Below are 21,568 nucleotides of genomic sequence, written 5' to 3'. Positions count from 1 at the left end.
GGTGATGAGCGTGATGCTCGGAGCCTTCATGGCGGTGCTGGATATCCAGATCACCAACTCCTCGCTCAAGGACATCCAGGGCGCGCTGTCAGCGACCCTGGAGGAAGGCTCATGGATTTCCACCTCGTACCTGGTGGCCGAGATCATCATGATTCCGCTGACCGCCTGGCTGGTGCAGCTGCTCTCGGCGCGGCGCCTTGCGGTGTGGGTGTCTGGCGGTTTCCTGCTGTCTTCGCTGCTGTGCTCGATGGCCTGGAACCTCGAGAGCATGATCCTGTTCCGTGCGCTGCAGGGCTTCACCGGCGGTGCTCTGATCCCGCTGGCTTTCACCCTGACCCTGATCAAGTTGCCCGAACACCACCGCGCCAAAGGCATGGCAATGTTTGCCATGACCGCCACCTTCGCCCCGTCCATCGGCCCCACCCTGGGCGGCTGGCTGACCGAGAACTGGGGCTGGGAATACATCTTCTACATCAACATCCCGCCTGGGCTGGTGATGATCGCCGGCCTGCTCTACGGGCTGGAAAAGAAGGAAGCGCACTGGGAACTGCTGAAAAGCACTGACTATGCCGGCATCGTCACGCTCGGCCTGGGCCTGGGTTGCCTGCAGGTGTTTCTTGAAGAGGGCCACCGCAAAGACTGGCTGGAATCGAACCTGATCGTCGGCCTGGGCACCGTGGCCCTGATCAGCCTGATCACATTCGTCATCCTGCAGCTTTCCAAGCCGCACCCGCTGATCAACCTGCGCATCCTCGGCAACCGCAACTTCGGCCTGTCGAGCATTGCCAGCCTCGGCATGGGCGTGGGGCTGTACGGGTCGATTTACCTGCTGCCGCTGTATCTGGCACAGATCCAGGGTTACAACGCCCTGCAGATCGGCGAAGTGATCATGTGGATGGGCATTCCGCAGCTGTTTCTGATTCCACTGGTGCCACAATTGATGAAAGTGGTCTCGCCCAAGCTGCTATGCGCCCTGGGCTTCTGCCTGTTCGGTGTCGCCAGCTTTGGTTCGGGAGTGCTGAACCCCGACTTTGCCGGGCCGCAGTTCAACCATATCCAGATCATCCGTGCCCTCGGCCAACCGATGATCATGGTGACCATCTCACTGATTGCCACGGCGTACATCCAGCAGCAGGATGCCGGGTCGGCGTCGAGCCTGTTCAACATTCTGCGCAACCTGGGCGGGGCGATCGGCATTGCCTTGCTGGCGACCTTGCTGGATGCGCGGACCAAGGTCTATTTCGATTACCTGAGGGAAGCGCTGGTACCAGGCAACCCGCAGGTGGCGGAGCGCTTGACGCAATTGGCGGAGCGCTTGGGCAATGACAATGCGGCGCTGGGCAAGTTGAGTGAGATTGCCCACCAGCAGGCACTGATCATGGCTTACAACGATGCGTTCCACTTTGTCGGGATCGGCTTGGCGGTGAGCATGGTGGCTGTGTTGTTGACTCGCAAGCTGCCGGAAGGGTTGAAGGCTGGCGAAGCCCACTGACTTGCGCACCTGTGGGAGCGGCCTTGTGTCGCGAAAGGACCGCTAAGCGGTCCCGGCGATTTATGGATTGATGCTGAATACGAGGGACCGCTTTGCGGTCCTTTCGCGACACAAGGCCGCTCCTACACGAGACCGTGCAGGGTTCAGCTGGTGATCAAGCGCTCGCGCAGCTGGGTAATCTCGTCACGCAATTGCGCGGCGGCCTCGAACTCCAGGTCGCGGGCAAACTGCATCATCTTCTCTTCCAGCTGCTTGATGCGTTTGGTGATTTCGCCCGGTGTACGCAACTCGGCCTCGTAACGGGCGCTCTCCTCTGCAGCCTTGGCCATGCCCTTGCGCTTCTTGCTGCGCGCGCCGGGCACGGTGGCACCTTCCATGATGTCGGTGATGTCCTTGACCACACCCTTGGGCACGATGCCATTGGCCTGGTTGAAGGCGACCTGCTTCTCGCGGCGCCGCTCGGTCTCGTCGATGGCACGCTGCATGGAGCCGGTGATGTTGTCGGCATACAAGATGGCCCGGCCATTGAGGTTGCGCGCAGCGCGGCCGATGGTCTGGATGAGCGAGCGCTCGGAGCGCAGGAAGCCTTCCTTGTCGGCATCGAGAATCGCCACCAGCGACACCTCGGGCATGTCCAGGCCCTCGCGCAGCAGGTTGATACCTACCAGCACATCGAAGGTGCCCAGGCGCAGGTCGCGGATGATCTCGACGCGCTCCACCGTGTCGATGTCCGAGTGCAGGTATCGCACCCGCACGTCGTGGTCAGCCAGGTAATCGGTAAGGTCTTCGGCCATGCGTTTGGTCAGCGTGGTGGCCAGCACCCGATCACCCTGATCGACGCGCTTGCGGATCTCCGACAAGAGGTCGTCGACCTGGGTCAGCGCCGGGCGCACCTCCACCTGCGGGTCGACCAGGCCGGTCGGGCGCACCACCTGCTCTATCACGCGGCCTGCATGCTCTGCTTCGTAGGGGCCCGGGGTGGCCGAGACGAAGATGGTCTGCGGGCTGACATCCTCCCACTCGTCAAAGCGCATCGGCCGGTTGTCCAGTGCCGAAGGCAGGCGGAAGCCGTATTCGACCAGGGTTTCCTTGCGCGAACGGTCGCCCTTGTACATGGCGCCGACCTGCGGAACGCTGACGTGGGATTCGTCGATCACCAGCAGCGCATCAGGTGGCAGGTAGTCGTAGAGGGTGGGCGGTGGCGCACCGGCCGGGCGGCCGGACAGGTAGCGCGAGTAGTTCTCGATACCGTTGCAGTAACCCAGCTCGAGGATCATCTCCAGATCGAAGCGGGTACGTTGTTCAAGGCGCTGGGCTTCGACCAGCTTGTTGGCCTTGTGCAGGTACTCCAGGCGGTCCTTCAGTTCCTCCTTGATGCCCTCCACCGCCTCCAGCAGGGTTTCCCGCGGGGTGACGTAGTGGCTCTTGGGGTAGAACGTGAAGCGTGGCAGCTTGCGGAAGACCTCGCCCGTCAGCGGGTCGAAGGCGGCGATGTTCTCGACCTCGTCGTCGAACAGCTCGATGCGGATGGCCTCAAGGTCGGATTCGGCCGGGAAGATGTCTATAACGTCACCGCGTACGCGGAAGGTGGCGCGGGCAAAGTCCATTTCGTTGCGGGTGTACTGCAGGTCGGCCAGGCGACGCAGCAGGGCGCGCTGGTCGAGCTTGTCGCCGCGGTCGACGTGCAGGACCATTTTCAGATAGGTCTCGGGGCTGCCCAGGCCATAGATGCAAGACACCGTGGTGACGATGATCGCATCGCGCCGTTCCAGCAGCGCCTTGGTTGCCGACAGGCGCATCTGTTCGATGTGGTCGTTGATCGAGGCATCCTTCTCGATGAAGGTATCCGACGACGGCACGTAGGCCTCTGGCTGGTAGTAGTCGTAATAGGAAACGAAGTACTCCACCGCGTTGTTCGGGAAGAACGCCTTGAACTCGCCGTACAGCTGCGCCGCCAGGGTCTTGTTCGGCGCCAGTACCAGGGTTGGCCGCTGCACCTGCTGGATGACGTTGGCGATGCTGAAGGTCTTGCCCGAGCCCGTCACCCCTAGCAGGGTCTGGTGCGACAGGCCCGCGTCGATGCCTTCGACCATCTGACGGATGGCCTCGGGCTGGTCGCCGGCCGGCTGGAAACGGGTGACGAGCTGGAACTCGGACATGACGGACCTCGCGGTAACGCAGCAACTGTAAATTTAGCCAGTAGTCTATACCCAAATGCGCCCGTCAGGTGCCGGAATCAAGGCCACGCTGTGAACGCGCATTACGGTGGACCGGGCAATTCGACCAATGGTCGAAATTTTTTTGCGCAAATCGCCGGAAAACCTGTGCCAAGCTGTCGCAGTGACCGGTCGGTATCACTATACTGACTCCCCGTTTGTGCACCGCTTCAGTGCATTCGGCTGGAGCGTGTACGCCCTATCACTCTCCAATCAGAGCCGAAGTAACAATGAGCCTGTTTTCCGCTGTCGAGCTGGCACCCCGCGACCCTATCCTGGGCCTCAACGAAGCATTCAACGCTGACCCACGTACCGACAAGGTCAACCTGGGCGTAGGCGTTTACTGCAATGAGGAAGGCCGCATTCCGCTGCTGCGCGCCGTGATCGAAGCCGAGACCCAGCGTGCCGCCCAGCACGCCTCGCGCGGCTACCTGCCGATCGATGGTATCGCCACCTACGACCAGGCTGTACAAAAGCTGCTGTTCGGTGCCGAGTCGCCACTGCTGGCCGCTGGCCGCGTGGTCACCGTGCAGGCTGTTGGCGGTACTGGTGCTCTGAAGATCGGTGCCGACTTCCTCAAGCGCATTTCGCCGAACGCCGTGGTGGCCATCAGTGACCCAAGCTGGGAAAACCACCGCGCGCTGTTCGAAAGCGCTGGTTTCCCGGTACAGAACTACCGTTACTACGACGCACCGAGCAACGATGTCAACCGTGCCGGCATGCTTGAAGACCTCAACGCCCTGCCGTCTGGCTCGATCGTGGTGCTGCACGCCTGCTGCCACAACCCGACCGGCGTCGACCTGACCCTGGACGACTGGAAAAACGTCCTGGAAGTGGTCAAGGCCAAAGGCCACGTACCGTTCCTCGACATGGCTTACCAGGGCTTCGGTGACGGCATCGGCGAAGACGCCTTCGCCGTGCGCCTGTTCGCCGAGTCGGGCATGGAATTCTTCGTTTCCAGCTCGTTCTCCAAGTCGTTCTCGCTGTACGGCGAGCGCGTTGGTGCACTGTCGATCGTCACCGCCTCGAAAGACGAAAGCACCCGCGTGCTGTCGCAGGTCAAGCGTGTGATCCGCACCACCTACTCCAACCCGCCAACCCACGGCGCGACCATCGTCGCCACTGTGCTGAACAGCGCCGAACTGCGTCAGATGTGGGAAGCCGAGCTGGGCGAGATGCGCGAGCGCATCCACGGCATGCGCAAGCAGATGGTTGCGCTGCTGGCCGAATACGGCGCCAACCGCGACTTCAGCTTCGTCGGCCGCCAGGTGGGCATGTTCTCCTACTCGGGCCTGACCGTTGAGCAGGTTGCCCGCCTGAAGAACGACTTTGGCATCTACGCGCTGGATACCGGCCGCATCGCCGTCGCCGCGCTGAACCAGAGCAACATTCACGTGGTCACCAAGGCCATCGTCGAAGTGCTGTAACTGCTTGATTTGGCTTTCGAATTGTTAGGGGATGGGTTGACTTCCCCCTGGCAATCGGTAAGATACGCACAGATTCCGCGATAGCTCAGTCGGTAGAGCAAATGACTGTTAATCATTGGGTCCCTGGTTCGAGTCCAGGTCGCGGAGCCAAATACTGAGAAAGCCCCCGAATGCGCAAGCATCGGGGGCTTTTTCGTTGTGGCTGAAATCAGTTTTTCAGCGGCTCGGTCACCGGCTTGCCGTCATCCACCACGCTCCACACCAGCAATTTGGCAGGCCGGGTCTTGCTGGCATTGCGCGAAATGCTGTGCACGGTACCGGGCGCTTCGTACCAGTACTCACCTGCCTTGTAGGTCTTTTCCTGTTCGTCGTTCAGCTTCGATACCACTGCCCCTTCCAGTACATAGGCCATTACCGCGCCCGGATGCTGGTGGGCGGGTGAAGCTTGCCCGGGGGCATAGCTGACCGTGAGCATGACCGCGCTTTTGCCTGGTGCATTCGAGGGTTGTTGTTGCTGCAGGATTTTGACCTGGTTGGCGGCGTCGCCGTGGGCCCAGGCAGTAGCGTGGCCACCGAACACTCCAGTGGCAATGAGCAAGGCAAACGCAAGGTGGGAAGTTTTCACAAGGTTTCTCCTGATTGGCAAGTGCCTGCAGGTTAGGTCCAGTGGCACACGGCGCAAACGGCCAATCAGGAGAAAAAACAGGGGGCCAGCGGCAATCGGCCTCAGCAATGGCGCCCGATCGGGTAGAACTCGCCGTGGCTCCAGACCCCGAGCCACTCCTCGCCCTCGATCATGCGCGGTACCGCCAGGTCGACCAACTGGTAGAACACATTGCGATGGATAAGCGCTTCCAGGTTCGTGCGCATCAAGACGTAGGGTGACGGCTCCTGGGTAAGCGGATCGATCTCGACCCGCAACGGGTTTTGCGGCCCCGCCTCGGCCTGGTCCTCGACATTGCTGGTAAAGCGCAGCACCTGCGCCTCACCACTGCCCAGCACTTCCAGCGTCACCGCCACGAATGGCGCATCATCGACGCGGATACCGACCTTCTCCACCGGCGTGATCAGGAAATAGTCATCACCATCGCGGCGAATGATGGTGGAGAACAGGCGAACCATCGGTTTGCGCCCGATGGGGGTTCCCAGGTAGTACCAGGTACCATCACGGGCAATACGCATGTCGATATCGCCGCAAAAGTCCGGATTCCACAGATGCACCGGCGGCAGCCCCTTGTGCTTGGGAATCTGCGCCAGTAGATCGTTGGCCTTGCCGGAATCCGTCATCACCCTGCCCTCACTCGCTCATGCCTAGAAGGCTACGAGCGTACTCGCGCATCGGTGCGCCAAGCAAATCCTGGGGCGACTGGTCGTGGAACGTCAACAAACCGCCACGGCTCTTGATCCGCGCCGTGTCGATCAGATAGCGCGTGTTGGTTTCGATCAGCATCATCTGCACCACACCGGTATCCCAACCCAAACGGTCGACGGCCTGTTCGTCATACCACTCGTCGCCATTGCCGATACGGTCATCGGTGTGGGCGAAGCGGGTATACAACACATAGTCGGCGCCGACCGAACGCGCCTGGGCAATCGCTTCCTCCAGGCCCAGCGGGCCTTGGGCGCGACGCACCAGCGGGAAATACTCGACGAAGCTCTTGAACGCTTCCTCGGCCACCGCGTTCTGTTTCGGCACCGGGCCCTTGCCTGGCGGCATGAACGCGCCTTGGCCGATGAAGATGAACGAATCAGGCTGCAGGCGAATCGACAGGGTACGACGGGTGTCGCTGTGGTCCAGCAGGCCGGCATCGCTCATGTGGTAACGGACACCCTCGCCCATATCGCTGACATTCATGCAACCGCCCAACGCCATCAGCGTCAGCAGCAAGACCAGGCTACGCATCTTTCCTCCAGTGGCCGGTGACGAAAAACCGGCGAATAGCCGGCGGATGCAGCTTTTGCGCCAGCTTCAGCCGCCAATCACCTTCATCACCGTCACTCCCCCGGAGAATGCCAACTCCTGCTTGTCCGCCAGGGCCTTCACCAGCAACCGCTGCAAGCCTGGAAGCGCCAGATGACGGGGCTTTTCCAGCAGGTCGCCGACAAAATGACGATTACCCGAAGACAGGCAACCGTGCAGCCAGCCGGTAGAGGACAGACGCAGGCGCGAGCAGGTACGGCAGAACGGCACGCTTTCGTTGGCAATGACGCCGAAATGGCCGTGCCCTGGGATCTGGTAACGCAGCGCCGTCGCATCGAGCGGAGCGTCGACCTGTTGATAGCCATACCTGCCACCAATCACATCGAGCAATGCATCGAGCCCGACAAATTGCTGCAGGAACGCATTGCTGTCCCGGGCCAGGTGCCCCATGCGCATCAGTTCGATGAAGCGCAGTTCGAAACCGCGCGCCATGCAATAGTCGAGCATCGGCAGCACCTGATCGAGGTTCTGCCCACGCATCGGTACCATGTTGACCTTGATGCGCATGCCCATGGCACTGGCCTTGTCCATGCCTGCCAATACGCTGGCCAGATCACCACCACGGGCGATGCGGCGGAATGCCTGGGGATCGAGGGTATCGAGGGACACGTTCAAGCGGCGGATGCCGGCCGCCTGCAACTGCGGCAGCTTGCGCGCGAGCAGCTGCCCGTTGGTGGTCAGCGAAATGTCGTCAAGGTCGAGCTTGGCCACCGCCGCCAGAAAGGCATCCAGCCGAGGGCTGACCAGCGGTTCGCCACCGGTGATGCGCAAACGCTCGATGCCGGCGGCTTCAATGAGGTATGCCACACCACGCGCCAAGGCTTCAGCCGACAGCTCGTCCTGGGCAGCGACCAGGCGCTTGCCATCCGGCACGCAGTAGCTGCAGGCATAGTTGCAGGCAGCCGTCAGGCTGACGCGCAGGTTGCGAAAACGCCTGCCTTGACGATCGACGATCATGGATGACTCCGGCATGGATGAATCGGGGCTGGCAAAACTTGACTCATGGTTCAAGTTTTTGCAAGTCCCCATTTCACGCCAGGCTCACCCTGGGATAACGCGTGCCGTCTAGTTGGTGGCTTCCGGATCACGCTTGCGCTTGTTGCCCATTCGCACGCCAATGTCCATGAGGAACTGGAAGAAGCCTTCCTGATCCTCCAGCACATTGCTCCAGAACGGCGAGTGGTACAGCGCCACGGCGCCGTGCACCAACGCCCAGGCGGCGCAGTAGTGGAAGTACGGTGGCACGTCTTCGAGCTTGCCTTCGCTGATGCGGCCCTTGATCAGCTGGGTCAGGCGGTCGAAGTTGGATGCACGGATGCTGTGCAGTTCCTCGACCATTTCCGGCACCTGGTTGCCCTTGACCACCTTCTCTTCCAGACGGTCGAACAGCCGGTAGCGCTGTGGGTCGCGCATGCGGAACTCGAAGTAGGCGCGCGACAGCGCTTCCTTGTCGCGATCGACATCGGCCGAGTGCAACAGCGCATTCAGGTCACGCTCATAATCGAGCATCAGGCGCAGGTAGATCTCCGCCTTGGACTTGAAGTGCTTGTAGATCGTGCCTTTGCCGATACCCACGGCGTCGGCGATCATCTCGACGGTGACGCTGTCTTCACCCTGTTCGAGGAACAGCTTCAGCGCTGTATCGAGGATTTCCTGTTCGCGACGGCGAAACTCACGGACCTTACGAGGTTCTTTCTGCATAGGAAGGACTGGATGACATTGAAGCGGTTTATTATGCCTAACTTGCAGGAAATTGCACGGATCATCCAACCATGTCTATGTTTCACGATGAGTTCGAACTGGCGCCGGGGTTGCGTTACCTGAACCATGCGGCCATCGCGCCCTGGCCGCGCCGGGCCAGCGAGGCCGTGGCACGCTTTGCCCGTGACAACGTACGCCTGGGTGCGAGCGATTACCCAAGCTGGCTAGCCACGGAGCGCAGGCTGCGCGAAAGGCTGGCGCGCCTGATCAACGCCCCCTCCTGGGCAGACATCGCGCTGGTGAAGAACACATCCGAGGCGCTGTCACTGGTCGCTTTCGGTCTCGACTGGCATGCCGGTGACCAGGTAGTGATCAGCGATGAGGAATTTCCCTCCAACCGGGTCGTCTGGGAAGCGTTGGCCGAGCGCGGCGTAGGGCTGACCCAGGTGAGCCTTGCCGGGCCAGATCCGGAAGCCGCGCTGCTCGCCGCCTGCGGCCCACGCACGCGCCTGCTGGCAGTGAGCGCCGTGCAGTATGCCAGCGGGCTGCGCCTTGACCTGCCTCGCCTCGGCGAGGGCTGCCAGGCACGCCAGGTGCTGTTCTGTATCGATGCCATCCAGCAGATTGGCGCCCTGCCCTTCGACGCGCAGCGCTACCACTGCGATTTCGCCATGGCCGACGGCCACAAGTGGATGCTGGGCCCCGAGGGCCTGGGCTTGTTCTATTGTCGCGCCGCCTTGCGCCCGCAGCTGAGGCTGCATGCCTATGGCTGGCATATGCTCGAACGTCTGGGCGACTTCGAGCAGCGCGAGTGGAAGCCAGCCCGAAGCGCCAGGCGCTTTGAATGCGGCAGCCCGAACATGCTGGGTGCATGTGCCCTGGAAGCCAGCCTGTCATTGCTGGAGGAAATCGGCATGGACGAGGTTGGCCGACAATTGCAACTGCGAGTGGATCAACTGCATCACGGTTTGGCCGGTATTCCCGGGATACACCTGCACAGCCCCGCGGCCCAGGAAAAACGGGCGGGTATCGTGACTTTCAGCCTTCATGGGCAGGACAGCGAGGTTCTCTATCGAAGGCTGCTGGCGGAACAGACAATCTGCGCATTGAGAGGGCCCGGTGTACGATTTTCGCCACATTTCTACACCAGCGAGCAGATGATCGACGAAGCTGTCCAGCAAGTAAGGCGTCTTGCCATGCATTGAAGGAGGAAGGGAAGGCGGGCGTATTCCAAATCTGTTTAAAAAACGAACAGAGAAGCACTGGCACTGCGCCAAACCTGACCAATACTTGAAGTGTTGGCGCGGCGCATCCCCCCCAAGTGGCGCGCCGATAAAGGTGCTCAGGGACCGCGTACCTTTGTTTTACTCCTAATGGTCTTAACCCGGATTCCCCCCCCAGAACCCGGGTTTTTTTTGCCCAGAGCCAGCTGCCCAGTTCTTGCTCTTGTTCTGCTTTTGCTTTTGCTTCTAAGCGCGCGATAGTTCAGGCGACGCAGAGTGCGACTTCAGGAGGCCGAACGCAGGCGTCTGGAGGGCCAGGGTGCGTAGCACCCCTTCGGCGTAGCCGAAGGCGCGAGATGTAGACTTGCGTAGCAAGTCGTAGGCCGCGCGGGCCCGGAGGGCGCCGGAGTGAGGGGACCCCGGAGCGCAGCGCAGGGGCCGGATGATGGGAGCCGGGGTTTTTGGTTACTTTTTGCCCAGTCAAAAAGTAACCCGCCGTAAGGGCGGAAAGGTGACTGTGCGTCGCCATCGCAAATGAATGTTCTTGAAGCTGTCAAAACCATCGCAGTCGAGCTTTTGGCTTTTGGCTTTTGGCTTTTGGCTTTTGGCTTTTGGAAGTGGGCTTTCAAATCAGGTCTACATGCAGTCGCCAGGGTGGCGCTGAATCACCTTTTCGCCTTTACGGCGACCTACTTTTTGACTGGGCAAAAAGTAGGCAAAAACCCCCGCTCCCATCATCCGGCCCCTGCGCTGCGCTCCGGGGTCCCCTCACTCCGGCGCCCTCCGGGCCCGCGCGGCCTACGACTTGCTACGCAAGTCTACATCTCGCGCCTTCGGCTGCGCCGAAGGGGTGCTGCGCACCCTGGCCCTCCAGACGCCTGCGTTCGGCCTCCTGAAGTCGCACTCTGCGGCGCCTGAACTATCGCGCGCTTAGAAGCAAAAGCAGAGCAAAAGCAGAGCAAAAGCAGAGCAAAAGCAGAGCAAAAGCAGAGCAAAAGCGATTGGCTTGGGTTCAAGCCACTCGCGCAAGTGGGAACAAGCGCTTGAAGTTGCCCGTGGTCTGCTCGGCCAGCTGGTCATAGCTCACCCCACGCAACGATGCCACGTACTCCGCCACTTCCCGCACATACTGCGGCAGGTTCGGCTTGCCGCGATGCGGGATTGGCGCCAGGTACGGCGAGTCGGTTTCCACCAGCAGGCGGTCGACCGGCACCTGCCGCGCCACCTCGCGCAGGGCATCGGCATTGCGGAACGTGACGATGCCAGACAGCGAAATGTAGTAACCCAGGTCCAGGGCCGCCTTGGCCATCTCCCAGTCTTCGGTGAAGCAGTGCAGCACACCCGCCTGCGGCAGATTGGCTTCACGCAGCAACGCCAAGGTATCGGCCCGCGCGGCACGGGTGTGCACGATCACCGGCTTGCCAGTCTGGCGCGAGGCCTCCAGGTGCAGGCGGAACGACGCTTGCTGCAACTCGGCTGCTTCCGGTTCGTAGTGGTAGTCCAGGCCGGTCTCACCGATCGCCACCACATGCGGGTGCGCCAACTCGCGCAGCAGCCATTCCAGCGCCGGCGTTTCGCCCGGCGCCAGGTCCAGCGGGTGCACGCCCACCGAGCAATCCACATCGCCGTACTGCTCGCTCAGCGCCTTCACCGCCCCGGCATTTTCAGCACTGACGCCAATGCACAGGAAATGCCCGACCCCGCGTTCACGCGCCGCCTGCAGGGCAGCATCGAGGGAACCCTGATGGGCGCTCAGGTCAAGACGGTCGAGGTGGCAATGGGAATCTACGAGCATGGGAAACGGCACACATGAAAAGATGGAAAAATCAGCGGGAACCCGGCAGCTGTACCCAATGGGCCAGCAAGGCTTCCAGCAACAGTACGCGATTGAGGTTGGCTTTACCGAGCACCTTCTGGCGCTGTTCGAGGATCCACGCCTGAACTTCCAGCACCTTGCCCTGGCGAGCCTTCTGCGCCAGGTACTGCACCACCTTGCGCATGTCGGCCAAACCCAAGCCGTCATCATCCTGGGTCAACTGGTAGCGCAGAATCAGGTGCGACCAGTCGCAGAACCAGTCGAACAACAGCAACAACGGCACACTGCTCCAGGCCTCGGCCAACTGGCTGGGCGATTGCTGCTGTTTGAGCAGCTTCTTCACCCCGTCGGTCACCAGGGCCCGCTGCTCGCGCACGCCTTGAGCTTGCAGGCTGACAGCCATCAGCGGCGAGCCGGCAGCCAGGGTCAGCAGCTCCTCGCGCTCGGCCTCGTCGTTGTCGGGCAAGGCAGTGGCCAGCCAGGCCTGGCTCTGCGCCAGGCTCGGCTGCGGGCAGACGACTTGCTGGCAGCGGCTCTTGATCGTCGGCAGCAGGCGGCTTGGCTGGTGACTGACCAGCAGCAATACAGTATCGCCCGAGGGCTCCTCCAGGCTCTTGAGCAAGGCGTTGGAGGCATTGACGTTCATCGCCTCGACCGGCTCGATCAGCACCACTTTACGCCCGCCCAGCTGCGCCGTCTGCACCACGAACGACACCAGTTCGCGCACCTGATCGACCTTGATCGGCTTGTCGGCCTCTTCCGGCTCCAGGACGAAGTTGTCCGGGTGGCTGCCAGCCTTGAGCAGCAGGCACGACTTGCACTGCCCGCAGGCGTCCAGCCCCTGCGGCTGCTGGCATAGCAGGCGCGCCATCAACCGTTCGGCCAGGGCGCGCTTGCCGATGCCCTGCTGGCCGTGCAGCAGGTAGGCGTGGGCGTGCTGGGCACGACCGGCCAGTTGCTGCCACAGCGCCTGCTGCCAGGGGTAGGCCTCAGCCACGGCAACGCCCCACGATGCCAGGCAGCAGCGCATCGATGGCACGCTGCACCGCCTCCAGCGGCTGCGCGGCGTCGAGCAGGCTGTAGCGCTGCGGCTCGCCCTGGGCGCGCTGCAGATAGGCTTGGCGCACGGCCTCGAAGAAGGCCTGGCCCTCCTGCTCGAAACGGTCCAGGCGGCCGCGCGCAGCGGCACGGGCCAGGCCGACTTCCACTGGCAGGTCGAAGACCAGGGTCAGGTCCGGGCGCAGATCCCCTTGGACGAATTGCTCCAAGGAAGCGATTCGCGCCACGGACAGGCCGCGCCCCCCCCCTTGGTAGGCGTAGGTGGCATCGGTAAAACGGTCGCACAAGACCACCGCGCCACGCTCCAGTGCCGGGCGAATCACCTCGGCCAGGTGCTGGGCTCGGGCAGCGAACACCAGCAGCAGCTCGGTGTCTGCCGCCATGATTTCATCACTTGGCGCCAGCAACAGCTCACGGACTTTTTCAGCCAGTGGCGTACCACCAGGCTCACGCGTCAGCACCACGTCCAGGCCCTGCTCGCGCAGGCGCGCCGCCAGGTAATCGCGGTTGGTACTCTTGCCCGCGCCTTCGGGGCCTTCCAGGGTAATAAACAAGCCGCTCACAGGCAGTCCTTAATGTTGTTCGTCGGGCGTCGGCACGTCGGCCGGTGCAGCCTCGCTGGCGGGATCCTGCTCAGCAGGCCCGGCTGCGTCCTCGGGCGCACTTTGCGGAGCCGGACTGGACCGGTAATCCGCGCGACGCTTGAGCTGAAACTCGCGCACCGCCGAGTTGTGATCGTCCAGGTCATCGGAGAACACGTGGCTACCGTCGCCACGGGCGACAAAGTACAGGCTGGTGCCATCGGACGGATTGAGCGCGGCATGGATCGCCTCGCGCCCGACCATGGCGATCGGTGTCGGTGGCAGGCCCGTCATGGTGTAGGTGTTGTAAGGCGTCGGCTCGCGCAGGTCGGAGCGGGTGATCTTGCCGTTGTAGCGTTCACCCATGCCATAGATAACGGTCGGGTCAGTCTGCAGCATCATGCCCAGGCGCAGGCGGCGGACGAAGACCCCGGCGATCTGCCCGCGCTCCTGGGGGATACCGGTTTCCTTCTCCACCAGCGAGGCCATGATCAGAGCCTGGTAAGGGTCACGGTAAGGCAGGTCAGTCGTACGCTCTGCCCACTCCTTGGCCAGTACCTCGTCCAGGCGCATGTATGCCTGCTGCAGCAACTCGACGTCGCTCATGCCACGCACGAAGCGATAGGTATCGGGGAAAAAGCGGCCTTCAGGGAACACACCGGTGTGGCCGAGCTTGTCCATCACCTCGGAATCGGAAAGCCCTTCCAGGGTGTGCTTGATCTTTTCATGCTTGGCCACCGCCGAGCGCACCTGGCGGAACGTCCAGCCTTCGACCAGGGTCAGGTTGTACTGCACCACATCGCCACGACGCCAGACGTCGAACAGCTCTTCCACGGTCATGCCGGGGGTGAGGCGGTACTCGCCGGTATGCAGCTGTGTGCCGGCCATATTGAAGCGCCAGTAAAGGCGCAGCCAGACGGCGTCATCGAGCAGGCCATCGGCCTGCATGCGATAGAACATGCGGTTGGGGTTGGTGCCACTGGGCACGTCGAGCATGCGCTCTTCAGCCACATGCAGGGGCTGTTCCAGTACCGAGTTGATCTTCCACGCCGACCAGCCCAGGGCCAGGCCGGCGAGGATCAAGCCCATTTCCAGCAGCAGCAGGAATTTGCGTCTCACGAATTCAGGTATCCAGTAACGTACGGGCAACGGCCTGCAGTTTACGGGTGAGCGGGCCCGGCGACCAGTTCAGCGCGGCAATTCCACGCACGGGCCAGACACCGTAGACACTGTTGCAGACGAACACTTCATCCGCCTGCTGCAGTTCGTCGAACGCGATATCACGCACCTGCACCGTCATGCCCAGCCGTTGCGCCTGCTCCAGCAGGGCACCACGCATCACGCCAGCAACACCGCAACGGCTGAGGTCAGCCGTAAGCAGCACGCCATCGCGCACCAGGAACAGGTTGCTGTATACGCCTTCGACCACCCTGCCCTGCCCGTCACGCATCAGGCCTTCGGCATGCTCGCTGTCCTGCCATTCGGCACGGGCCAGCACCTGCTCAAGGCGGTTGAGGTGTTTGAGACCAGCCAGCAACGGTTGTTCCCCAAGCCGGGTCTGACAAGGGAACAGCCGCACGCCATGCTCGGCATTTTCGACAGGATAGCTGGGCAGCGGGCTGCCCTGGAGGATCCGGCGCGGCGCAATGCCGGCAACCGGCGCGTAGCCACGCTGGCTGTCGCCACGGGTAAGGACCAGTTTGGCGACACCGTCACCGAGCTGGCTGGCGAAACGCAGGATTTCATCACGCACCAGCGCCAGGTCGGCGTCGATGGCCAGGCGCTGACAACCCAGCGCCAGACGGGCCAGATGGCCGTCCAGCAGGCTGGGCCGTGCACCGCGCACAGCGAGGGTCTCGAACAGACCATCGCCGTAGGCCAGGCCGCGGTTCTGCAAATTGATCGCAGTCGCGGGCTGGCCGTCGATCCAGCTGTGCATCAACCGGCGAACCGGCGGAACACCAGCGAACCGTTGGTGCCACCAAAGCCGAACGAGTTGGACAGCACCACATCGATCGGCATGCTGCGCGCCTGGTGCGGCACGAAGTCGAGGTCGCAGCCCTCGTCCGGCTCGTCGAGGTTAATGGTTGGCGGTGCCATCTGGCTGTTGATCGCCAGCACGCTGAAGATCGCCTCTACCGCACCGGCAGCGCCAAGCAGGTGCCCTGTCATCGACTTGGTCGAGCTGACGGCCAGCTTGTAGGCATGTTCACCGAACACGCGCTTGATCGCCGCGACTTCGGCGATGTCACCGGCCGGCGTCGAGGTGCCATGGGCGTTGATGTAGCTGACTGCTTCAGGCTGGATGCCAGCATCGCGCAGGGCATTGGCCATGCAACGGGCAGCGCCTTCGCCGCTGTCGGGTGGCGAAGTCATGTGGTAGGCGTCACCGCTCATGCCGAAACCGACCAGCTCGGCATAGATGGTCGCACCACGGGCCTTGGCGTGTTCGAGTTCTTCGAGCACGAGGGCACCGGCGCCGTCGGACAACACGAAGCCATCACGGCCCTTGTCCCACGGACGGCTGGCACGGGTTGGCTCATCGTTGCGGGTCGACAGCGCACGGGACGCACCAAAACCACCCATGCCCAGGCCGCAAGCCGCCATTTCGGCGCCACCGGCGATCATCACGTCGGCTTCACCGTAGGCGATGTTGCGCGCGGCCATGCCGATGCAGTGGGTGCCAGTGGTACAGGCGGTGGCAATGGCGTAGTTCGGCCCCTGCAGCCCCAGGTGGATAGACAGGAAACCGGAGATCATGTTGATGATCGAACCCGGTACGAAGAACGGCGAAATACGGCGCGGGCCCTGCTCGTGCAGGGTACGGCTGGTTTCTTCGATGTTGGTCAGGCCACCGATACCCGAGCCCATGGCCACGCCAATGCGCTCGCGGTTGGCATCGGTGACTTCCAGGCCGGCGTTGCGCACCGCCTGGAAACCGGCTGCCAGGCCGTACTGGATGAACAGATCAAGCTTGCGGGCCTCTTTGGCCGACAGGTACTGCTCAACCTCGAAGCCTTTCACCGAGCCGCCAAAACGGGTGGAGTAGGCAGACAGGTCCGTGTGTTCGATCGGACCAATGCCACTGCGGCCAGCCAGAATGCCCTGCCAGGTGCTCGGTACATCGGTACCCAGTGGCGACAGCATACCCATACCGGTGACCACGACGCGTCTACGCGACACAGTACTCTCCTTTTCTAATCACAGAGTTTCTTGCCATTGCATTCAAGCAATGGAATGAAATGGCAACAAGCTCTCGGTGCCAGCGAAGCGACGCTGGAGGCTCGCAAAGAAAAAACCGCACGCCGGCAAAGGCAGTGCGGTTCTTCTCGACAAGAAGCGTCGACTACAACGTCTTACGCCTTGTGGCTGTTGACGTAGTCGATTGCAGCTTGAACGGTAGTGATCTTCTCGGCTTCTTCGTCAGGGATTTCGGTCTCGAATTCCTCTTCCAGAGCCATCACCAGCTCAACGGTGTCAAGCGAATCGGCACCCAGGTCTTCGACGAAGGACTTATCGTTGGTCACTTCCTCTTCCTTGACGCCCAGTTGCTCGGCGACGATTTTCTTGACGCGTTCTTCGATGGTGCTCATACCTAGTTTTCACTCCTAATGGACATATGTCAGGCAGCTGGCCGGTGACCAAGTTTATAGAAAGACGTTCGCTTTTCAAGCGGAACGAACCTTCCCTTTAGCCACTTCAACCGCTGCCTGGAATCTGGTTGCAGCTTTATAACGGATTTTAGGCTCGCAGTATGACTCTTTTTTGAAGCAATCCGTCACATTGCATTGCAGTTTTACATGTACATCCCGCCGTTGACCGGCACGGTCGCGCCGGTAACGTAGCCAGCGCCGTCCGACGCCAGGAACGAAACCACCTTGGCGATTTCGTCAGCCTGGCCCAGGCGGCCCAGCGGAATCTGGGTCTGCAGGGCTTCGCGCTGCGCTTCAGGCAGCTCGCGGGTCATGTCGGTGTCGATGAAGCCCGGGGTCACCGAATTGACGGTGATGCCACGCGAACCCACTTCACGCGCCAGGGCGCGGCTGAAGCCTTCGAGGCCGGCCTTGGCCGCCGCGTAGTTGGCCTGGCCGGCGTTGCCCATGGCACCGACGACCGAACCGATGCTGATGATACGACCCCAGCGCGCCTTGGTCATGCCACGCAGCACGCCCTTGGACAGACGGTAGAGGCTGTTCAGGTTGGTGTCGATCACGTCGAACCACTCGTCGTCCTTCATGCGCAGCATGAGGTTGTCGCGGGTGATGCCAGCGTTGTTGACCAGAATGGTCGGCGCGCCGAACTGCTCGCCAATGGCGCCCAGCACTGCTTCCACGGACTCGGCACTGGTAACGTTCAGTTCCATGCCGGTGCCGGTGATGCCGTGTTCTTTCAGGGTGGCGGCGATGCGCTCGGCACCGGAAGCCGAGGTGGCGGTACCGATCACGGTCGCGCCCTGGCGGCCCAGCTCGAGGGCGATGGCCTGGCCAATACCACGGCTGGCGCCGGTGACCAGTGCAACTTTACCTTGCAGGCTCATGCAAGCTTCTCCAAATCAGGCCAGCGCCGCACGGGTGGCGGCGACAGCGTCAGGGGTATTGAGGTTGTAGGTGGTCACGCCGTCGGCGCAACGCTTGTTCAGGCCGGCCAGAACCTTGCCCGGGCCGCATTCGACCAGGTTGACAGCACCGTTGGCTGCCAGGGTCTGCACGCACTCGACCCAGCGTACCGGCTGGTAAAGCTGCGCCAGCAGGTCCTGCTTCAGCGCATCGAGGTCGGCGGCGACGGCAGCGGTGACATTCTGCACCACCGGGATCTGCGGAGCCTTCCATTCGATGGCGTTGACGAACTCGGCAAAACGCTCGGCAGCCGGCTTCATCAGGGCGCAATGCGACGGCACACTGACCGCCAGAGGCAAGGCGCGCTTGGCACCTTTGGCCTTGCAAAGCTCCATGGCGCGATCGACCGCAGCCTTGTTACCGGCGATGACCACCTGGCCTGGCGAGTTGAAGTTGACGGCACTCACCACTTCGTCTTCGGCCGCCTCGGCGCAGATTTCCACGACCACGGCGTCGTCCAACCCCAGGATCGCAGCCATGGCCCCGTGGCCGGCTGGCACGGCTTCCTGCATCAGCTGGCCACGGCGCTCGACCAGGCGCACGGCGTCTTTAAGCGACAGAGCACCGGCAGCGACCAGGGCGCTGTATTCACCCAGGCTGTGGCCGGAAACGAAAGCCGGCTGCGCGCCACCTTCTTCCAGCCACAGGCGCCACAGGGCGATGGAGGCGGTGAGGATCGCCGGCTGGGTCTTGTCGGTTTGGTTGAGTTGTTCTTCCGGGCCTTCCTGGACCAGCTTCCACAGGTCGTAACCCAGAGCGTCGGAGGCCTCCTTGAAGGTCTCGACGATCACCGGTTTTTCGGCGCCCAGCTCTTTGAGCATGCCCAGCGACTGGGAACCTTGACCGGGGAAGACGAATGCGAGGGATGCAGACATTGAACAAGCCCTTATGATCTTGTCGTCGAATGGGGTGCGCCGAGCCCTGAGCTAGACGCAGAATTTGAAAACTTGGATGGATACGCAGACCAAGCGGTCACATTTAAGCACTTCATCGGCGAAATGCCTAAGGCAACAAATCTTCAAGGCGGCCATGCAGCCGCTGCGGAAGGTTTTCCTGGATCTCGATCAGCGCCCGCTGGATCGCACTTTGAAAACCCTGCACACCCGCCGAGCCATGGCTCTTGATGACGATGCCCTGCAGCCCGAGGAAGCTCGCGCCATTATGCCGCGCTGGCGCCAGGTCGGCCTGCAGGCGCTTGAGCAGCGGCATCGCCACCGCCCCGGCTACCCGCGACAACGCGCCACCCTTGAACAGCTTCTCGATACGCTCGCCGATCATGGTCGCCAGGCCTTCGCTGGACTTGAGCAGGATGTTGCCGACAAAGCCGTCACACACCACCACATCCGCCTCGCCGCGGTACAGGCCGTCACCTTCGACGAAGCCGACATAATTGAGGCCGCGGGCATTCTGCAGCAACGTGGCAGCCAGCTTGACCTGCTGATTGCCCTTGATGTCCTCGGTACCGATGTTCAACAGCGCTACGCGCGGCCGGTGAATGCCCAAGGCCTGGGCAGCCACGGAGCCCATGACGGCGAACTGGTAGAGGTTCTCGGCACTGCAGTCGACGTTGGCACCCAGGTCGAGCAGTTGGCAGTAGCCTGCCTGCGTCGGAATGGCCGCGACCATGGCAGGCCGATCGATACCCGGCAGGGTCTTGAGCACAAAACGCGACAACGCCATCAGCGCCCCGGTATTGCCAGCACTGACGCAGGCCTGAGCCTTGCCGTCCCGCACCAGTTCAAGGGCGATGCGCATCGACGAATCCGGCTTGCCACGCAACGCCTGGGATGGCCGCTCGTCCATACCGATCACCTCACTGGCGGCGACAATCTGCAGGCGCGCGCGATCCGCAGCTGCAAGGCCGCTGACAAGATCTTCAAGGAGGGAGGGTTGACCGACGAGGGTCAGGTGCAGCGAGGGGGTAGCCGAAAGGCAGGCAATGCTAGCCTGGACAATGCTGCGGGGACCGAAGTCCCCGCCCATTGCGTCGATCGCGATGATCTGAGCGGACAAGGATTACTCGTCAGCGCCCTTGTCGATCACTTTACGACCACGGTATACGCCTTCTGGCGAAACGTGGTGACGCAGGTGTACTTCACCAGTGGTCTTTTCTACCGACAGCGCGTTTTCCGACAGAGCGTCGTGCGAACGGCGCATGTCACGGGCAGAGCGGGATTTTTTGTTCTGCTGAACAGCCATAATTGATTAACTCCTAAACGTTTGGGTCACGCTTTAACTGCGCCAAAACACTGAACGGGTTGGACCGCGATACCTCGTCCTTGCTCGATTCGGGCTCGTCTGCGCCCGCCGGCTGCTGGCATTCTTCCGGATGATGAGCAGGCACGATAGGCAAGGCGAGCAGCAGCTCCTCCTCGACCAAGGCCTGCAGATCCAAAGGATCTTCGCCCAGTTCCAGCACGTCATAGCCTTTCGGCAACGACTGGGTATTCGCACCCTCCTTCACCACGGCGTAAGTACATTCGCTGTGGATCGGCAGGGTGACCAGCTCAAGACAACGCTGGCAAACCATTTTGACCTCGACGTCCAGCTCGCTGTGGATAACCACCACGTGCTGTTCATCTCGTTCAAAATCGAACTTCGCCTGCACCGTACCGACATCGTCGGAAAGCGGGTCGCAGAGTCTTTCCAAATCAGCGAGTTGCAGCGTACCAGTGATGGATACGCCTCGGTCGGCTAATTTGCGCGGGTCAACGTGAGGTGGAATCGGGTCATTCAACATAGGCGCAGCATTCTAGGGATGCCCCCCGCCCCTGTCAAAGGAAATTCGGCGGCATCTTGCATGTTAGAATCAGGTTCAACTGACCAGGAGTCTATCATGCTGCCTCTGTTGCTGGCTTCCAGCTCTGCCTACCGGCGCGAACTGCTCGCGCGCTTGCGCCTGCCCTTCACCTGGGCAAGCCCCGACCTAGACGAGCAGCGCCTGGCTGACGAGCCCGCCGTGGAGCTGGTCCGGCGCCTGGCCAGGCAAAAGGCAGAAGCACTGGCTGACAGCCACCCGCAGCACCTGATCATCGGCTCAGACCAGGTAGCGGTACTCGGGGAGCAGATTCTAGGCAAGCCACACACCTTCGAGCGCGCCTGCGAGCAGTTGCTAGAAGCCAGCGGCCAGCAGGTGACTTTCCTGACCGGGCTGGCGCTGCTCAACACCGCGACCGGGCAATGCCAGGTCGACTGCGTGCCATTCACGGTAACAATGCGCGAGCTGGATCGGGAGCGCGTGGAGCGCTATGTGGAGGCAGAGCAGCCACTGGACTGCGCAGGGAGCTTCAAGGCCGAGGGGCTGGGCGTGAGCTTGTTTCAGAGCACCCACGGTTGTGACGCGACCAGCCTTATAGGGCTGCCGCTGATTCGACTGGTGGATATGCTGACCAAGGAAGGCGTGACGGTTCCCTGAGCCTGGCTTGAGGGTTGTGGCGCCTGAGAGATCGAGCGCCG

Annotated in this window: 22 protein-coding genes and 1 tRNA gene; 5 read left to right on the top strand and 18 right to left on the bottom strand. The window is 62.0% G+C overall.

Annotated features, from left to right (window positions below; translation table 11 throughout):
• Nucleotide 1: 1 nt before the first annotated feature.
• Nucleotides 2-1,492: an MDR family MFS transporter gene (locus APH27_RS14670; protein WP_177331677.1), complete on the top strand. Its 1,491-nt coding sequence runs from the start codon at nucleotides 2-4 to the stop codon at nucleotides 1,490-1,492.
• Between the two features lie 143 nt (nucleotides 1,493-1,635).
• On the opposite strand, the gene uvrB is transcribed toward APH27_RS14670, so the two are convergent.
• Nucleotides 1,636-3,651 (bottom strand): excinuclease ABC subunit UvrB, encoded by a 2,016-nt coding sequence (uvrB, locus tag APH27_RS14665; protein ID WP_060485183.1) that lies wholly within the window; start codon nucleotides 3,649-3,651, stop codon nucleotides 1,636-1,638.
• A 287-nt stretch (nucleotides 3,652-3,938) separates the two neighbouring features.
• Here uvrB and APH27_RS14660 point away from each other — a divergent pair, with 287 nt between their 5' ends.
• Both APH27_RS14660 and APH27_RS14655 read left to right on the top strand, forming a co-directional pair.
• The gene (locus APH27_RS14660) at nucleotides 3,939-5,135 is read left to right on the top strand and encodes an amino acid aminotransferase (protein ID WP_027919167.1); all 1,197 of its coding nucleotides are present in this window, start codon (nucleotides 3,939-3,941) and stop codon (nucleotides 5,133-5,135) included.
• Between the two features lie 74 nt (nucleotides 5,136-5,209).
• A tRNA-Asn gene (locus APH27_RS14655) sits at nucleotides 5,210-5,285 on the top strand.
• 58 nt (nucleotides 5,286-5,343) lie between these two features.
• On the opposite strand, the gene APH27_RS14650 is transcribed toward APH27_RS14655, so the two are convergent.
• The 5 genes from APH27_RS14650 to APH27_RS14630 form a co-directional block, all read right to left on the bottom strand.
• Nucleotides 5,344-5,760 (bottom strand): cupin domain-containing protein, encoded by a 417-nt coding sequence (locus APH27_RS14650; RefSeq protein WP_082435134.1) that lies wholly within the window; start codon nucleotides 5,758-5,760, stop codon nucleotides 5,344-5,346.
• A 101-nt stretch (nucleotides 5,761-5,861) separates the two neighbouring features.
• Nucleotides 5,862-6,422 carry a DUF1285 domain-containing protein gene (locus tag APH27_RS14645; protein WP_027919169.1) on the bottom strand — a complete coding sequence of 187 codons (561 nt, stop codon included), beginning with the start codon at nucleotides 6,420-6,422 and terminating at the stop codon, nucleotides 5,862-5,864.
• A gap of 10 nt (nucleotides 6,423-6,432) precedes the next feature.
• Nucleotides 6,433-7,038, bottom strand: coding sequence for a DUF4823 domain-containing protein (locus APH27_RS14640; protein ID WP_027919170.1), 606 nt, complete (start codon nucleotides 7,036-7,038; stop codon nucleotides 6,433-6,435).
• Between the two features lie 66 nt (nucleotides 7,039-7,104).
• Nucleotides 7,105-8,073: a GTP 3',8-cyclase MoaA gene (locus APH27_RS14635; RefSeq protein ID WP_027919171.1), complete on the bottom strand. Its 969-nt coding sequence runs from the start codon at nucleotides 8,071-8,073 to the stop codon at nucleotides 7,105-7,107.
• Between the two features lie 108 nt (nucleotides 8,074-8,181).
• Entirely contained in the window at nucleotides 8,182-8,817 is a 636-nt protein-coding gene (locus APH27_RS14630; RefSeq protein ID WP_008096393.1) for a TetR/AcrR family transcriptional regulator, read from the bottom strand.
• 71 nt (nucleotides 8,818-8,888) lie between these two features.
• Between APH27_RS14630 and APH27_RS14625 the strand changes: the two genes are divergently transcribed.
• Nucleotides 8,889-10,022 carry an aminotransferase class V-fold PLP-dependent enzyme gene (locus APH27_RS14625; RefSeq protein WP_060485182.1) on the top strand — a complete coding sequence of 378 codons (1,134 nt, stop codon included), beginning with the start codon at nucleotides 8,889-8,891 and terminating at the stop codon, nucleotides 10,020-10,022.
• 1,030 nt (nucleotides 10,023-11,052) lie between these two features.
• Here the strand turns inward: APH27_RS14625 and APH27_RS14620 are convergent.
• The 12 genes from APH27_RS14620 to APH27_RS25950 form a co-directional block, all read right to left on the bottom strand.
• Nucleotides 11,053-11,835 (bottom strand): TatD family hydrolase, encoded by a 783-nt coding sequence (locus APH27_RS14620; RefSeq protein ID WP_027919436.1) that lies wholly within the window; start codon nucleotides 11,833-11,835, stop codon nucleotides 11,053-11,055.
• A gap of 31 nt (nucleotides 11,836-11,866) precedes the next feature.
• Nucleotides 11,867-12,853 (bottom strand): DNA polymerase III subunit delta', encoded by a 987-nt coding sequence (locus tag APH27_RS14615; protein WP_060485204.1) that lies wholly within the window; start codon nucleotides 12,851-12,853, stop codon nucleotides 11,867-11,869.
• Nucleotides 12,846-13,478: a dTMP kinase gene (tmk, locus tag APH27_RS14610; RefSeq protein ID WP_027919438.1), complete on the bottom strand. Its 633-nt coding sequence runs from the start codon at nucleotides 13,476-13,478 to the stop codon at nucleotides 12,846-12,848. The genes APH27_RS14615 and tmk overlap by 8 nt, the downstream gene beginning before the upstream one ends.
• A 9-nt stretch (nucleotides 13,479-13,487) precedes the next feature.
• The gene (gene mltG, locus APH27_RS14605) at nucleotides 13,488-14,615 is read right to left on the bottom strand and encodes an endolytic transglycosylase MltG (protein ID WP_060485181.1); all 1,128 of its coding nucleotides are present in this window, start codon (nucleotides 14,613-14,615) and stop codon (nucleotides 13,488-13,490) included.
• Nucleotides 14,616-14,619: 4 nt separating this feature from the next.
• Nucleotides 14,620-15,435 carry an aminodeoxychorismate lyase gene (gene pabC, locus APH27_RS14600; protein WP_060485180.1) on the bottom strand — a complete coding sequence of 272 codons (816 nt, stop codon included), beginning with the start codon at nucleotides 15,433-15,435 and terminating at the stop codon, nucleotides 14,620-14,622.
• Entirely contained in the window at nucleotides 15,435-16,679 is a 1,245-nt protein-coding gene (fabF, locus tag APH27_RS14595) for a beta-ketoacyl-ACP synthase II (RefSeq protein WP_027919441.1), read from the bottom strand. The genes pabC and fabF overlap by 1 nt, the downstream gene beginning before the upstream one ends.
• A 173-nt stretch (nucleotides 16,680-16,852) precedes the next feature.
• Nucleotides 16,853-17,089 (bottom strand): acyl carrier protein, encoded by a 237-nt coding sequence (gene acpP / locus APH27_RS14590; protein ID WP_027919442.1) that lies wholly within the window; start codon nucleotides 17,087-17,089, stop codon nucleotides 16,853-16,855.
• A 203-nt stretch (nucleotides 17,090-17,292) separates the two neighbouring features.
• On the bottom strand, nucleotides 17,293-18,033 hold the full coding sequence (fabG, locus tag APH27_RS14585) for a 3-oxoacyl-ACP reductase FabG (RefSeq protein ID WP_027919443.1): 741 nt from the start codon (nucleotides 18,031-18,033) through the stop codon (nucleotides 17,293-17,295).
• 15 nt (nucleotides 18,034-18,048) lie between these two features.
• Complete coding sequence (gene fabD, locus APH27_RS14580; protein ID WP_027919444.1) at nucleotides 18,049-18,987, bottom strand: ACP S-malonyltransferase; 939 nt, start codon at nucleotides 18,985-18,987, stop codon at nucleotides 18,049-18,051.
• Between the two features lie 127 nt (nucleotides 18,988-19,114).
• Nucleotides 19,115-20,125, bottom strand: a complete 1,011-nt coding sequence (gene plsX, locus APH27_RS14575) for a phosphate acyltransferase PlsX (RefSeq protein ID WP_079227052.1) — start codon at nucleotides 20,123-20,125, stop codon at nucleotides 19,115-19,117.
• A gap of 3 nt (nucleotides 20,126-20,128) precedes the next feature.
• Nucleotides 20,129-20,311: a 50S ribosomal protein L32 gene (gene rpmF / locus APH27_RS14570; protein ID WP_010223221.1), complete on the bottom strand. Its 183-nt coding sequence runs from the start codon at nucleotides 20,309-20,311 to the stop codon at nucleotides 20,129-20,131.
• A gap of 13 nt (nucleotides 20,312-20,324) precedes the next feature.
• Nucleotides 20,325-20,852 (bottom strand): YceD family protein, encoded by a 528-nt coding sequence (locus APH27_RS25950; RefSeq protein WP_027919446.1) that lies wholly within the window; start codon nucleotides 20,850-20,852, stop codon nucleotides 20,325-20,327.
• A 96-nt stretch (nucleotides 20,853-20,948) separates the two neighbouring features.
• Here APH27_RS25950 and APH27_RS14560 point away from each other — a divergent pair, with 96 nt between their 5' ends.
• A complete protein-coding gene (locus tag APH27_RS14560; RefSeq protein WP_060485179.1) occupies nucleotides 20,949-21,527 on the top strand; it encodes a nucleoside triphosphate pyrophosphatase in 579 nt (192 codons plus the stop codon).
• The last annotated feature ends 41 nt before the right edge of the window (nucleotides 21,528-21,568 follow it).

The sequence above is a fragment of the Pseudomonas sp. NBRC 111123 genome, from assembly GCF_001320205.1.
In the GTDB taxonomy this organism is placed as follows: domain Bacteria; phylum Pseudomonadota; class Gammaproteobacteria; order Pseudomonadales; family Pseudomonadaceae; genus Aquipseudomonas; species Aquipseudomonas putida_J.
The sequence above is the reverse complement of the archived record's forward strand: the minus strand, read 5'-3'. Positions and strand labels throughout refer to the sequence as shown.